Genomic DNA, 15,627 nt, shown 5'->3' on the forward strand with positions numbered 1-15,627 from the left:
TTCTTCTTGGATCTTTTCTCTAAAAAAAAAAGAAAGAAATGAGTTTACCTTTTTATATAGTTGATGTTTTTGCTGATAAAAAATATGCTGGAAATCAGCTGGCGGTTTTTATGGATGCAGAAAATCTAAGCACAGAACAAATGCAGCAGATGGCTCGCGAAATTAATTTTGCGGAAAGCACATTTGTAACCAAACTGGATAAAACCAATAATAAAGCAGAAATTAGAATATTTACTCCTGCGCACGAAATGCAGTTTGCAGGTCATCCGATCATTGGAACTTCTTGGGTTCTGATGAATAAGATCTTTGAAAATTCGCCTAATGAAATAAAATTAGAAGTTCCGATTGGGCCAATCGCAATCAATAAATCAGAGGATTTGATTTGGTTGAAAGCGGCACAACCAAAGTTTTGGGATACTTTTTCTAAAATAGACTTTACATTTTTCAGTAATCTGCAAGTGAGTGATTTCGAAAATCAATTTCCAATTCAGGAAGTTACAACTGGAAGCGCTTTTGTTATGGTTGGATTAAGCAGTAAAAGGGCTTTAGAAAATTTGGTTCTGGATAAAGATAAAGCGGATGAATGGATGAAACAGCACTGCAAAACAGATCATAGAGGTTTATACTTTTATTATTTAGAAGGAGAAAAACTGTTTAGCCGAATGTTGTGTGTAGAGCATAATCAGTTGGTAGAAGATGCTGCGACAGGAAGTGCCAGTACTTGTTTACAAGCCTTTTTGCTAAAATATCATAAACCTGAATTTGAATTGACAAATCATCAAGGAGATTACATTGGACGTCCATCTGAAATTTATTTTAACGGAAAACTAAATGGAGATTTGTTTGATATTAGAATAGGAGGTAAAGCTCAGTTTGTGGCTAAAGGTGATTGGGAAGCTTAGAATTAGATAATTGAGATAATTAGAAAATTAGATAATGTAAAAAGTGAGATGTGAAAAGACAGATGTAAATGTGAAAAAAAGAATAAGGATTGAAAGCACATTTTACATTTTACAAACAACATTTTACACAATAATATAAATATGAAATTAAATTGCCAGTATAAAATTATCGTTTTACTCGTATTGTTTGTAGGTCAATTTTCGTTTGCACAGAAGAAAAATGAAAGTATAGGAACGGAAACTGTAAACGTAGTAAAACCTTATTCGCCAACTATTTCAGATGCTTTTAAAGTAAAAGAAACGCCTTCGCTTGACGATAGCGGCAATCAGCCGAAAGAAGTTATTAAATACAGTATTTTGTCTGTTCCTGTGGCATCGACTTTTACTCCTTCAAAAGGAAAAGCGGAAGGGGTTGAGAAAGCTAAAAAAGAAAGATTGTTTAATAACTACGCAACTTTGGGTGTTGGAAATTACAGCACTTTAAATGCAGAATTATTTGTAAATCAGGATTTAGGAAATAACGATTATGTGGCTGGAATGTTTCGTCATCATTCTTCTCAGGGAGGTATTAAAGATGTGGAATTGAATGATGAATTTTACGATACGGCAATTAATGTAGGTTACGGTCAGAATAATAGAGATAACAACTGGAATGTAGATTTAGGATATCAAAACCAGATTTACAATTGGTACGGACTTCCAGCTGACTTTGGTTCGACAATTCCAGATCAGCGTTATGATTTAGTAAACAGCATCAATCCGGATCATTCTTATAATACGATTTGGTTGGGCGGAAATGCCGAATTTACAGAAAGCATTTTTAGTAATCTTGCTGCAAAATTCACGCATTTTTCAGATAGTTATTCTTCATCAGAAAACAGATTTTTTGTAAAGCCAACTTTTACAGTTGATGTAATGGATCAGGAAATTAAAACCAATGTAATTGTAGATCACGTAAGTGGTTCTTTTAAAAATAATTATTTGCAAAACAATACAGAAGCTGTAAAATATGGTTTTACCAATGTAGGAATCGAGCCAAGTTTTGTGATTCATGAAAACGATTGGACTTTAGAATTAGGAGCAGGAGTTTTCTACAGTGGAGATACGGAAAATAGTGGAAATAAATTTTATTTGTATCCAAAGGTAAACGCTTCTTATAAACTGGTTGGAGATTTAATGATTTTTTATACAGGGGTAGATGGAGGTTTAAAGCAGAATTCTTACGCCGATTTTGTAACCGAAAATCCGTTTATATCACCAACCTTAAACATGCGTCCGTCAAGTACCCAATATAATGTTTTTGCTGGTTTAAAAGGTAAATTGGCAAACAATGTAAACTATAATTTGACAGGTTCGTACTTAAATGAAAAAGACAAAGCATTATTTAAGGCTAATGATTATACAGAAGTGGTTACAAATGAAGATTATGCTTTTGGAAACTCTTTTGGAGTGGTTTATGAAGACATTAGAACGTTACGTTTTTATGCAGAATTAAAAGCTGATTTCTCGCAAAATGTAACTTTCGGAATTAACGGAACTTTTAATAGTTATAATACTGATAATGTTGTTGAAGCATGGAATTTGCCAACAATGAAATTAAGTTCAACTTTAGACGTTACTATTACTAAGCAGTGGTATGCAGGATTGAATGTATTTTACGTGGGCGAAAGAAAAGATATGCAGGCAAATACTTCTTTAGGAATTGATACTACACCGATTACTTTAAAAAGCTATTTTGACGCCAATGCTCACGTTGGGTATAAATTCAGTGAGCGTTTAACGTTTTTCTTAAAAGCGAACAATATTGGAAATCAAGCGTACCAAAAATGGCTGAATTATCCTGTACAAGGATTCCAGATTTTAGGAGGTGCAAATTATAAATTTGATTTTTAAGAAATCTTTGCCATAAAGATACCTAGGCACAAAAACATTTTACATGAATGTGCCTTTTTTTTTCAGCCATGAACTCATGAATTTTTTGGAGTAGATTCGTGAATTCGTGGCTGTTTTTTTTAATTTTATAAAATGGAAATTAAATTACGTCAAGAAAATGAAAATGATTTTGAAAGTATTTTTCAACTAATAGAAAAAGCTTTTGAAAAAGAAGAATACGGCGATCATAAAGAACAGTTTTTGGTAGAAAGACTACGGAATTCTAAAGCTTTTATTCCAGAATTGTCTATAGTCGCCGAAAATGATAATAAAATTGTTGGACATATTTTATTTACCAAATTAAAGGTTCTAAATGATTCTAATTCTTTTGAATCTTTAGCATTGGCTCCAGTCTCAGTTTTGCCCGAATTTCAAGGAAAAGGAATTGGTTCTAAACTTATTTTATACGGACATAAAATAGCAAAAGGTTTGGGTTATAAATCAGTTATTCTGCTTGGGCATCAAGATTATTATCCAAGATTTGGATATGAACTTTGCGAAAAATACAATATCAAAATGCCGTTTGATGTTCCTGCTGAGAACTGTATGGTAATTGCATTAACCGAAGATGGATTAAAAGATGTAAGTGGAGAAGTAGTTTATCCAAAAGCTTTTTTCGAATAAAATTTAGTCAAAGAAAAAAAACCTTAGCATCTTTGCAGCTCAGAACCTCAGTACCTAAAAAAAAATGACTTTCAAAGAAAAAATATATTCCCATTACACCCAAATGGTTCAGGACCGAATAGATGTTTTCAGAGACATGATTACAAATCTAACCGAAGATTCAAAAAACGATGCCAAAGGTTCTGCGGGCGATAAGCACGAAACCGCCTTATCGATGATGCATATCGAGCAGGAAAAACTGACTACTAAACTAAAAGAAGCGATAGAACAAAAAGCAATTTTAGACAAAATAGACCCGCTTAAAACTACTGAAAATATAATTTTAGGAAGTTTGGTTAAAGCAAACGGAATCTATTTGTATGTGAGTGTGGCACTTCCTAAAATAACAATTGACGGAATTAATGTTATTGCGCTTTCTCCGCAATCTCCTTTAGGAAATCATTTAATGGGAAATAAAGTAGGGTTTCAGTTTGAAATAAATAAGACGCATTATACTATTGAAGAAATTAGCTAGTATATGAATTTTATGCACTTAATATGTAGTTTCTCATTCTTTGGAGCTTCTTATGCCTTTTATAAGATTCATAAATTATGGAAAAAAGATGTTACGGAAAATGATAAGCTTTATAAGTTTCAAATAAAAGGAGAAACCTTTGAGCATTGGTTGCTAATTGGAATGTTGGTAATTATAGGAATAGTTTATTTTTTTAAAGCAATGCCTTAACCACACAGTTTGTCAATCCTGACGAAGGAAGGATCACACTAGAAACTCGATAGAGATTGGCGAACTAGCATGCGGAATTACTTGTGTGATCTTTCCTTCGTCAAGATGACAAGTAAGACTCAAAATCTAGATAACACTAGATAAACAATAATTCCAGAACAACTTTCAGTCTCTTCTTTACGAATCTTTCATCTGTAATAGAATAACTCAAAAATTAATTCAAAAAAAGGCTTTAAACTTTCAATTTTCAACCGGTTTTCTAGTCAAAATTAAAATTTTCAAGTTTTGAGCTTATTTTTACTTCTAAATTTTACATTTTATATGTAAAAATAAAATTACGGTTACAAATTGTAACTTAAATCAATGTTTGTGTTTTTCAATTGTAACTAGTATTGCATCTTTGCCCTATCAAATTAAAATTTAAAGAATTAAAATATAAAATTATGTGTGGAATTGTATGTGCCTTTGATCTTAAACAAAAAGCCGAAGCGTTAAGACCTCAAGTATTAGAAATGTCAAAAATCATTCGTCACCGCGGACCAGACTGGAGCGGAATTTACAGTAATGATAAAGCGATTCTTTCTCATGAGCGTTTGGCTATTGTAGATCCAGCTTCAGGAAAACAACCTTTATTTACAGAAGATAAAAAATTGGTTTTGGCTGCAAACGGTGAGATTTACAATCACAGAGATTTACGTAAACAATTTGAAGGAAAATATAACTTTCAAACTGAAAGTGACTGTGAGGTTATTTTAGCTTTATATAAAGAAAAAGGAGTAAGCTTTGTAGATGAATTAAACGGAATCTTTGGATTTGCGATTTATGATGTTGATAAAGATGAGTATTTCGTAGCTCGTGACCACATGGGAATTATTCCGTTGTATATTGGTTGGGATCAGCACGGAACTTTCTACGTAGCTTCTGAGTTAAAAGCTCTTGAAGGATATTGTACAAAAATCGAATTATTCCCTCCAGGACATTATTTATCAAGTAAAGACGGAGAGTTTGTACAATGGTACAAAAGAGACTGGACTGAGTATGATGCGGTAAAAGACAACGAGACAAGTATTCCAGAAATCAGAAAAGCATTGGAAGCTGCGGTTCACAGACAATTAATGAGTGACGTTCCTTACGGAGTTTTACTTTCTGGAGGTTTAGATTCTTCTATTACTTCGGCTGTAGCTAAGAAATTTGCTCAAAAAAGAATTGAGTCAGACGATACTACAGATGCTTGGTATCCACAATTGCACTCTTTCTCGGTTGGTTTAGAAGGTTCGCCAGATTTAGCTGCAGCAAGAAAAGTGGCAGATCATATCGGGACTATTCACCACGAAATTAAATTCACTATCCAAGAAGGTTTAGATGCGGTTCGTGATGTAATTTACAACTTAGAAACATATGATGTAACTACAGTTAGAGCTTCAACTCCAATGTGGTTAATGGCAAGAGTTATCAAATCTATGGGAATCAAAATGGTTCTTTCAGGTGAAGGGGCAGATGAGTTATTTGGAGGATATTTATATTTCCACAAAGCGCCAAATGCAAGAGAATTTCACGAAGAAAACGTTCGTAAATTAGGAAAACTTCATATGTACGATTGTTTACGTGCAAACAAAAGTTTAGCGGCTTGGGGAATCGAAGGGCGTGTACCATTCTTAGATAAAGAATTTATGGATGTTGCCATGCGCATTAACCCACAAGATAAAATGATCAACAAAGAACATCCGATGGAAAAATGGGTAGTTCGTAAAGCTTTTGAAGACATGCTTCCAGAAAGTGTGGCTTGGAGACAAAAAGAGCAATTTTCTGACGGAGTAGGATACAGCTGGATTGATACTTTGAAAGAAGTGGTAGCAAGAGAAGTTTCGGATGAGCAATTAGCAAATGCTAGGTTTAAATTTCCGTTACAAACTCCAACTTCAAAAGAAGAATATTACTATCGCTCTATTTTTACAGAACATTTCCCAAGTGATGCTGCGGCGTTATGTGTGCCTCAGGAAGCAAGTGTGGCTTGTAGTACAAAAATTGCTTTGGAATGGGATGAAGCTTTCAAAAACATGAACGATCCATCTGGAAGAGCGGTTTCAAGCGTTCACGATGATGCTTACGTTAAAGCATAATACGAGTTTAATTTTTAGAATTAGTATATATTTTTTAGGAAAAACGTTCTCTGTCGAGAGCGTTTTTCTTGTCTAAAGTAATTTACGGTCTAAAATTTCTCATTGAACTGCAAAGAGGCAAGCTATTAATTGATTTTCTTTTGATATATTTGGTGTCTGCAGTATTATTGTTAAACACTTGATATTTTAACGAATTTAATAATGGAAAGCGAAAATTAATATTTAGTTTTGCTTTCAGTCGAAAGTTTTAATGATTTTTTAATGTTCGCTTCACGGCTGAGCAATAATGAAAAATAAAAAAATAGAATATTATGTCTGGATTGTTGGCCGTAATTGGTAAAGGAAAAGACCCGAAACTTGTAAAAGAACTTTCTGAAAGAATGTTGCATCGTGGTCCTGATGAAAGTGATGTTCGCATTATGGAAAATGGCAGTATACTTTGTCATGAGAGTTTATCGATTATCGATCTTAATTCGGGTAGGCAGCCAATTCAAGGAACTGATAAAGCTTGGATGGTGCATGATGGCGAAATTTATAATTATCAGGAACTGAAAAATACAGTTTTGCAACATCATACTTTTAGAACTGAATCTGATTCTGAAGTAATTGTGCATCTTTATGAAGAATTTGGATATGATTTCTGTAATAAACTAGACGGAGATTTTGCTTTTGTGGTTGTGGACGGCGATAAATACATTGCAGGTCGTGATCCGATAGGGGTAAAGCCGCTGTATTATGGTCTAGATGAAAGAGGACGAATCTATTTTTCATCAGAAATGAAAGCTATTGCAGATCAATGTAAATCGTTTTCTACTTTTCCTCCAGGACATTATTACACTGCAAAAACAGGTTTTGTAAAATACTATCATCCAGAATACGAAGATCATAAAAATGCAAATCAGACATTAGATTTAGGATTAATTCGTGAAAGTCTTATTCAAGCAACACGCAAGCGCTTATTGGCAGAAGTGCCTCTAGGAGTTGTGTTGTCAGGAGGTTTGGATACTTCTTTGATTTCGGCTATTACTTCAAGATTATTAAAAGAAAAAGGACAGAAATTGCATTCGTTTTCTATTGGATTAGATGCAGATGCGCCAGATAATATTGCGGCTAGAAAAGCAGCAGAATTTTTAGGAACAGAACATCACGAAATACATTTTTCTGTAGAAGAAGGAGTGAAAGTTTTAGAAAAAGTAATTTATCATATTGAAACGTATGATATTATTTCTGTGCGTTCGGGTGTTCCAATGTATCTTCTTTCTAAAGCTATTGCGGATCAAGGTATAAAAGTAATTTTGTCAGGAGAAGGGGCAGATGAAGTTTTTGGAGGACATTTGTATTTTAGAAATGCGCCTTCAGAAGAAGAATTTCAAGATGAAACAATAGAAAGAGTTCAGAAGCTGTTTACGGCCGATTTACTTCGCGCAGATAAAACGACAATGGCAAATGGTTTAGAAGTTCGAATTCCGTTTTTGGATACAGAATTTTTAGATGTTGCTATTCGAATTAAAACAGAAGAAAAACAGCCTAAATCATATGATGGCGTTGAAAAGTATATTTTAAGAAAAGCGTTTGATACTCCAGAAGATCCTTATTTGCCTTCGGAAGTTTTGTGGAGGCAAAAAGAACAGTTTTCTGACGGAGTTGGGTACAATTGGGTTGATGAATTAATTGAGTATTGTGCTTCACAGGTTACAGATGAGCAATTATTTGGAGCAAGTGCAGAATTTCCATATAACTCGCCAACGACTAAAGAAGCGTACTTGTACAGATCAATTTTTCATAAATTCTATCCACAGGTCAGCGCAGCGCAAACTGTGCGTAAATGGATTCCGAAATGGCAAGAAAATCTTGACCCAAGTGGAAGAGCAAATGCGGCCCATTTAAATGGTAATTTTGAACCTGTGAAAACGAGTGTTATTGCTTAAAAAGTGAAATTCCAATTTTCTTAAATTCCAAATTCCAAAACCAAGAGGGAGAATTCAAAAAAAAAATAAATTCCAAATTCCAAGTTGGAACTGATATAAGAAAACCGAAATGCATTTTAATGTCATTTCGGTTTTTTAATTTTAACATATTAGACATATTTTAAAAATTTGATTCGGTATTTCAGGTTGAGATTTGGAGTTCGAGATTTGGAATTTGGATTTTCAAAATTGGAATTTGATATTTAAAATTGTGGGATTTTTAAAAATTTTGAATTTAAACTCATTTTTGGGTTTATTTTTTGGTTTTTCAGACAATTGTGTTAATAACTTAAGTGCTTTAACTCGTATTTTAATGGGTATATAGCTTGCGATTTCATATATTTGCGTGTTAGACAATAAATACATTTTAGAATAAATTATATGAGCGAAGAAATCAAGAAGAACAATTATTCAGCAGATAGTATTCAGGCATTAGAAGGAATGGAGCACGTAAGAATGCGTCCATCAATGTATATTGGAGATGTAGGAGTTCGAGGACTGCATCATTTAGTTTATGAGGTTGTTGATAACTCTATTGATGAGGCCATGGGAGGGCATTGTGATACTATTGGTGTCTCAATAAACGAAGATGGTTCTGTTACGGTTGAAGATAACGGACGTGGTATTCCAGTAGATTTACACAAAAAAGAAGGAGTTTCTGCTCTTGAGGTTGTAATGACAAAAATTGGAGCCGGAGGTAAATTCGACAAAGATTCATATAAAGTTTCCGGAGGTTTACACGGGGTTGGGGTTTCGGTTGTAAATGCCCTTTCTGTTCACATGAAATCTACTGTATTTAGAGAAGGTAAGATTTATGAGCAAGAATACGAAAGAGGAAAATCTTTATATCCAGTAAAACAAATCGGAGAAACAGATAAAAGAGGTACACGCCAGACTTTTTATCCAGATGATACCATCTTTACTCAAACTACCGAGTTTTCATACGATACGCTTTCAGCTCGTATGCGTGAGCTTTCTTTCTTAAATAAAGGAATCACAATTACTTTTACAGATAAGAGAGAAGTTGATGAAAAAGGCGAATTTAAAAGCGAAGTATTCCATTCTGATGAAGGGCTTAAAGAATATATTCGTTATTTAGATGGTAACCGTGAGCCAATTGTTTCTCATGTTATTAGTATGGATAATGATAAAGGCGAAATTCCTGTTGAGGTTGCCTTAATTTACAATACAAGTTATACTGAGAATATTTTCTCTTACGTAAATAATATCAATACGCACGAGGGAGGAACGCATTTACAAGGTTTTAGAAGTGGTTTGACAAGAACACTTAAAAAATATGCAGATGCTTCTGGTTTATTGGACAAATTAAAATTCGAAATTGCTGGAGATGACTTCCGTGAAGGATTAACAGCTATTATTTCGGTAAAAGTATCTGAGCCTCAGTTTGAAGGACAAACGAAGACTAAACTTGGAAATAGAGAAGTTGTTTCTCCAGTTTCTCAAGCGGTTGGAGAAATGTTGGAGAATTATTTGGAAGAAAATCCAAATGATGCGAAATTGATTATCCAAAAAGTAATCTTAGCAGCTCAAGCACGTCACGCAGCGAAAAAAGCGCGTGAAATGGTACAGCGTAAAACCGTTATGGGCGGCGGCGGATTGCCAGGAAAATTATCGGATTGTTCGGAGCAAGATCCAGCAAGATGTGAGGTTTACCTTGTCGAGGGAGATTCGGCTGGTGGAACAGCAAAACAAGGACGTGATCGTAACTTTCAAGCGATTCTGCCATTGCGTGGTAAAATCTTGAACGTTGAAAAAGCGATGCATCATAAAGTATTCGAAAACGAAGAGATTAGAAATATCTTTACTGCATTAGGAGTTACAGTAGGAACTGCAGAAGATAGTAAAGCATTAAATCTTGAAAAACTAAGATATCACAAAGTAATCATCATGTGTGATGCCGATGTCGATGGTAGCCACATTTCTACCTTAATATTAACGTTCTTCTTCCGTTTTATGAAAGAACTTATTGAAGAAGGTCACGTTTACATTGCAGCACCGCCTTTATACTTAGTTAAAAAAGGAAATAAGAAAGAATACGCATGGAATGATGTTCAGCGTGATCAGGCTAACGAAAGAATGGGAGGAAGTGCCAATATTCAACGTTATAAAGGTCTTGGAGAGATGAACGCGGAGCAATTATGGGAAACTACAATGGATCCGAATTTCAGAACTTTACGCCAAGTAAATATTGATAGTCTTGCCGAAGCTGATCAGGTTTTCTCTATGTTGATGGGTGATGAGGTACCGCCTCGTAGAGAATTTATCGAGAAAAATGCAGTTTATGCAAATATTGATGCATAAAATGAAAATTTAATAATTCCAATTCGTTTAATTGTTTAAATTTACTAGACAATTAAACGAATTGTCTTTTTAAAGAATAGACAAGATTAATAACCGATAAAGTATAAAATATGAAAGTTACCATTGTAGGAGCAGGAAATGTTGGAGCTACATGTGCAGATGTTATTTCTTATAGAGGAATTGCTAGCGAAGTAGTATTGTTGGATATTAAAGAGGGTTTTGCAGAGGGGAAAGCGCTTGATATAACACAGTGCGCCACAAACACAGGTTTTAATACCAAAGTTTCTGGAGTTACCAACGATTATTCTAAAACTGCAGGAAGCGATGTAGTAGTAATTACATCGGGAATTCCGAGAAAACCAGGAATGACAAGAGAAGAATTGATAGGTATAAATGCAGGCATTGTAAAAACAGTTGCCGAAAATGTACTGAAATATTCTCCAGACACTATAATTGTTGTAGTTTCCAACCCAATGGACACGATGACGTATTTGGCTTTAAAAGCTACAGGTCTTCCAAAAAATAGAATTATAGGTATGGGAGGTGCTTTAGATAGTTCTCGTTTTAGAACATATCTTTCCTTAGCTCTAGATAAGCCAGCAAATGATATTTCGGCAATGGTAATTGGAGGTCATGGAGATACAACTATGATTCCGTTGACTCGTTTAGCATCTTATAACGGAATTCCGGTATCGGAGTTTCTTTCAGAAGAAGTATTGCAAAAAGTTGCTGCAGATACTATGGTTGGAGGAGCAACGCTTACAGGTCTTTTAGGGACGTCTGCGTGGTATGCGCCAGGAGCTTCTGTAGCTTATTTAGTAGATAGTATTTTGAATGATCAGAAAAAAATGATTGCATGTTCTGTTTTTGTAGAAGGAGAATATGGTCAAAATGATATCTGCATAGGAGTGCCGTGTATAATTGGTAAAAACGGTGTCGAAGAAATTCTAGATATAAACTTAAACGATCAGGAAAAGGCTTTATTTGCTAAAAGTGCAGATGCAGTTCGTAGCATGAATGATGCCCTAAAAACGATTTTAGTATAATAAAAACGGCAAAAAAGAAAAAAAGCTGCACTTTTGCAGCTTTTTTTTTGAGATTAATTAATAAATAAATTGGTTAATATTTTCGTTAATTATATATTTGCTCGGTTTAAAAAAAAATTGGTAATTCGTGATCTCGTTTTTTTGTTTTAAAAAATCATGTCAGGGCTTATTTTATGGGAGTTTAAAACAAAAACAAAAATAAAACATAATTAATTTTTAGTAATAATGCAGAATAAAGGACTTATTAAATTTTTCGCAATTCTATTTGCATTGGTAAGTATTTACCAACTATCATTCACTTTTGTGGCAAATGGCGTCAAAAGTGAAGCTAAAGCTTTTGCAGGAGATAATCCTGATAAAGAGTTGAAATATTTAGATTCTATTGGTAAAGAAAAAGTATTAAACCTTGGTTTTACTGATTTCACTTACAACGAAGTGAAAAACAAACAACTAAATAAAGGTCTTGACTTAGAAGGAGGAATCAACGTTATTCTTCAAATTTCTATTAAAGATGTATTAAAAGGTTTGGCTAATAATTCTAAAAATCCAGTTTTTAATAAATCATTAGCTGATGCATCTGCAAATTTAGAAGGAAACAAAACGTATTTAAATAAGTTTTTTGAAGCTTTTGAAGCAAATTCAAAAGGAACTGTAAAACTTGCATCTCCAGATATTTTCGCTAACAGAAGTCTTCAAGGAGAAGGTGGAGTAGACTTTCAAATGTCTGATGCGCAAGTTCAAAAAGTTATCAAAAGAAAAGTTGATGAGTCTGTAGAAAGTGCTTTTAAAGTATTAAGAGAGCGTATCGACAAATTTGGTGTTACACAGCCAAACATACAGAAATTAGGAGAAACAGGAAGAATCTTAGTAGAGCTTCCAGGTGCTAAGGATGTTGATAGAATTAAAAAATTATTAGGTGGAAAAGCTCAATTGGAGTTCTGGGAAACTTATAAAATTGAAGAAATTGGTAATTTCTTAGTTTCTGCTAACGAGGCTTTAAAGAAAACTGAAGTTAAAAAGACTGAAACTAAAACAGTTGTTAAAGATTCATTGAATGCATTATTAACAGATGCTAAAGATTCTTCAGACGTTAAAAAAGGAAACAATCCTTTATTTGATAAAATTATTGGTAATGGTGGTGGACCAGTTTTAGGATACTTTGCTCCTAAAGATACTGCTGCTATCAACGAATATTTTAAAAGACCAGAAATTAGAGTTTTATTGGGTGCTGACCAACACTATGCAAAATTTGTATGGAGCAAGCCAACAACTATAAAAGATCCTAAAGCTAAAGATGTAAAAAGTGCAGCTGATATTGAAGTTGTAGAATTATATGCATTAAAAGGAAACAGAGACAATAACCCAGCGATGAGCGGTGGTGTTGTAACTGACGCAAAAGATACTTTTGACCAAATGGGTAAACCTGCAGTTTCTATGCAGATGAACAGCCAAGGTGCTAAAGTTTGGGAAGAGTTAACAGGAAGAGCTTTTTCTCAAAAAAGCTATATTGCTATTGTATTAGATGATATCGTATATTCTGCTCCAGGTGTAACAAGCGGTCCTATTGCTGGAGGAAGATCTGAGATTACAGGTTCATTTGATGTAGCTGAAACTAAAGATTTAGCAAACGTATTAAATGCAGGTAAATTACCAGCTTCTGCAGATATTATCCAGTCAACTGTTGTTGGTCCATCTTTAGGACAAGCAGCTATTGATGCAGGTACAATCTCTTCTGTATTAGGTTTCTTATTAGTTTGTGTTTGGATGGTATTCTATTATGGTAAAGCGGGTTGGTACGCAAATCTTGCTTTATTATTGAACTTACTATTCTTATTCGGAATTATGGCAAGTTTTGGTTTTGTATTAACATTGCCAGGTATTGCAGGTATAGTACTTACATTAGGTACAGCGGTAGATGCGAACATTATTATCTACGAAAGAGCAAAAGAGGAATTGCGTGATGGTAAATCACTTTCTGAAGCAGTTGCGGCTTCTTACGGATGGCATGGTGCAATGCGTTCTATTATCGACGCTAACGTTACTCACGTTTTAACTGGAGCTATCTTGTTTATTTTTGGAACAGGTCCTATTAAAGGTTTCGCATTAACATTATTAATTGGTATCGTAACATCATTGTTTACATCAATCTTTATTGCTAGAATCTTTATTGATAGAAACATTGCAGGAAAAGGGGATTTAACTTTCTCTACAAATATTACTAAAAACTGGTTTACTAATTTCCACTTTGATTTCATTAAAGTTAAGAAATTCACTTATATCTTCTCTTCTATTGTAACAGTAGTAAGTTTAACTTCTATTTTCTTTATTAATGGTTTAGATGAAGGTGTTGATTTTGTTGGAGGTAGAACTTTCCAAGTTAAATTTGAAAAACCAGTTGATGCAACTGCTGTTTCAGATGAATTATCTGCGGCTTTTGGAACTCCGGTTGAGGCTAAAATTTTAGGAGATGATGATCAATTGAAAATCACTACTAAATATAAAATTAAAGAAGATGGTGTAGCTATTGATGAAGAAGTGAATCAAAAATTATATGCTTCTCTACAGAAATATTTCCCAAATACTTCTTATGAGAAATTCATTAACTCTTTCGACGGTAAAAAAGTTGGTGTATTACAAGCATCTAAAGTTGGAGCTTCTATCTCTGAGGATATTAAAACTAACTCATACTGGGCAGTTCTTGGAGCAATGGCAGTTATTTTCTTATACTTAATGGTATCTTTCCGTAAATGGCAGTATTCATTAGGTGCGATTGCAGCTGTTGCGCATGATGTTGTGTTTGTATTAGGAATTTACTCTTTATGCTACAAATTCATGCCATTCCACATGGAAATGGACCAGCACTTTATCGCTGCGATCTTAACTGTAATTGGTTACTCTATGAACGATACGGTAATTGTATTTGACAGGGTGAGAGAGTTTATCATCGGAAACCGTAAAGGAAGTTTCGAAGATATCGTAAACGCTTCTATTAATACTACATTATCGAGAACATTGAATACTTCATTAATGATGATTATCGTATTATTAACGATGTTTATCTTCGGTGGAGAGTCTATTAGAGGATTTATCTTCGCAATGTTAATTGGTATTATCGTTGGTACTTATTCTTCATTATTTATCGCAACGCCTGTATTGGTTGATACGATTTCTAGTGATGAGAAACACACAATCGAAGACAAACATAATAAAGCATAATTACTGTTTTAATTATATAAAAAAAGATCCAGCGAAAGCTGGATCTTTTTTTTGTGCTATATTTAAATAGAATTTTAAAATGATTTATGACAAGAAAATTACTTTTAGGCTTATTGTTTCTTATGGCTCTAAAAATGACTGCACAGAAAGACGATTCAAATTTTTCTTTAGGTTTTAGTTATGGTTTTGGAAGTGAATTTAGTAATAGAAACTATACATTTACAAACCACTTTTATAAAGTTCAGCTATATTACCAAATAAAGGAAACAAAGCATTTTCAGTATCAGATTTTAGTTCAGCCTGAGATTAATTTTGCTGAGCATCAATTATTGAATTTCTATTTTGTAAAACCTGAAACACCAAACTATCAGCAAAAAAGAGATGAATATACCCGTTTAAAAGATGTTCGCGAATATGTGCTTAATTGTGGTTTTTTAATTCGTAAACCTGTAGGTGAAGTTTGTTCTTTTTATGTTTTGGGTAGTATTGGTCCTATGATTACAGATACAGAAACAGAGCGAATTTCTAAAGGTTTTGCTTTTGCCGATGTTTTAGCGGTCGGTTTCACTGCAAGTTGTAATAAATTTCAGTTTGATATTCGTCCAAGTATAAGACATGTTTCTAATGCTGGATTAGGAAGCAGTAATGCAGGCTATAACACAAAGAATATTGAATTTGGTATTTCGCGTAAATTATAAATGATTTAATTTAAGGTTAATATATTTATAGCAATTTCTTAAAATATTAATTAATTATAAAAAGTAAAAAAGGATG

At 33.7% G+C, this 15,627-nt stretch carries 11 protein-coding genes; all 11 read left to right on the plus strand.

Annotated features, from left to right (window positions below):
- Positions 1 to 38 precede the first annotated feature (38 nt).
- The 11 genes from BSF41_RS20850 to BSF41_RS20900 all read left to right on the plus strand — a co-directional run bounded on the left by BSF41_RS20850 (position 39) and on the right by BSF41_RS20900 (position 15,551).
- On the plus strand, positions 39 to 902 hold the full coding sequence (locus BSF41_RS20850; protein ID WP_095931429.1) for a PhzF family phenazine biosynthesis protein: 864 nt from the start codon (positions 39 to 41) through the stop codon (positions 900 to 902).
- 141 nt (positions 903 to 1,043) lie between these two features.
- Entirely contained in the window at positions 1,044 to 2,795 is a 1,752-nt protein-coding gene (locus tag BSF41_RS20855) for a TonB-dependent receptor (RefSeq protein ID WP_095931430.1), read from the plus strand.
- A 132-nt stretch (positions 2,796 to 2,927) separates the two neighbouring features.
- Positions 2,928 to 3,458, plus strand: a complete 531-nt coding sequence (locus BSF41_RS20860; RefSeq protein ID WP_095931431.1) for a GNAT family N-acetyltransferase — start codon at positions 2,928 to 2,930, stop codon at positions 3,456 to 3,458.
- 64 nt (positions 3,459 to 3,522) lie between these two features.
- Positions 3,523 to 3,972: a hypothetical protein gene (locus BSF41_RS20865; protein ID WP_095931432.1), complete on the plus strand. Its 450-nt coding sequence runs from the start codon at positions 3,523 to 3,525 to the stop codon at positions 3,970 to 3,972.
- A 12-nt stretch (positions 3,973 to 3,984) separates the two neighbouring features.
- Positions 3,985 to 4,182 (plus strand): hypothetical protein, encoded by a 198-nt coding sequence (locus BSF41_RS20870; protein WP_141248174.1) that lies wholly within the window; start codon positions 3,985 to 3,987, stop codon positions 4,180 to 4,182.
- 443 nt (positions 4,183 to 4,625) lie between these two features.
- A complete protein-coding gene (asnB, locus tag BSF41_RS20875; RefSeq protein WP_095931434.1) occupies positions 4,626 to 6,302 on the plus strand; it encodes an asparagine synthase B in 1,677 nt (558 codons plus the stop codon).
- 311 nt (positions 6,303 to 6,613) lie between these two features.
- Positions 6,614 to 8,230, plus strand: a complete 1,617-nt coding sequence (asnB, locus tag BSF41_RS20880; RefSeq protein WP_095931435.1) for an asparagine synthase B — start codon at positions 6,614 to 6,616, stop codon at positions 8,228 to 8,230.
- A gap of 420 nt (positions 8,231 to 8,650) precedes the next feature.
- Positions 8,651 to 10,591 carry a DNA topoisomerase (ATP-hydrolyzing) subunit B gene (gene gyrB / locus BSF41_RS20885; RefSeq protein ID WP_095931436.1) on the plus strand — a complete coding sequence of 647 codons (1,941 nt, stop codon included), beginning with the start codon at positions 8,651 to 8,653 and terminating at the stop codon, positions 10,589 to 10,591.
- Between the two features lie 110 nt (positions 10,592 to 10,701).
- Positions 10,702 to 11,637 carry a malate dehydrogenase gene (gene mdh / locus BSF41_RS20890; RefSeq protein ID WP_057119067.1) on the plus strand — a complete coding sequence of 312 codons (936 nt, stop codon included), beginning with the start codon at positions 10,702 to 10,704 and terminating at the stop codon, positions 11,635 to 11,637.
- 225 nt (positions 11,638 to 11,862) lie between these two features.
- Positions 11,863 to 14,853, plus strand: coding sequence for a protein translocase subunit SecDF (gene secDF / locus BSF41_RS20895; protein ID WP_095931437.1), 2,991 nt, complete (start codon positions 11,863 to 11,865; stop codon positions 14,851 to 14,853).
- 86 nt (positions 14,854 to 14,939) lie between these two features.
- Entirely contained in the window at positions 14,940 to 15,551 is a 612-nt protein-coding gene (locus BSF41_RS20900; protein WP_095931438.1) for an acyloxyacyl hydrolase, read from the plus strand.
- The last annotated feature ends 76 nt before the right edge of the window (positions 15,552 to 15,627 follow it).

This window comes from Flavobacterium sp. ACN2, from assembly GCF_002303885.1.
GTDB lineage: Bacteria > Bacteroidota > Bacteroidia > Flavobacteriales > Flavobacteriaceae > Flavobacterium.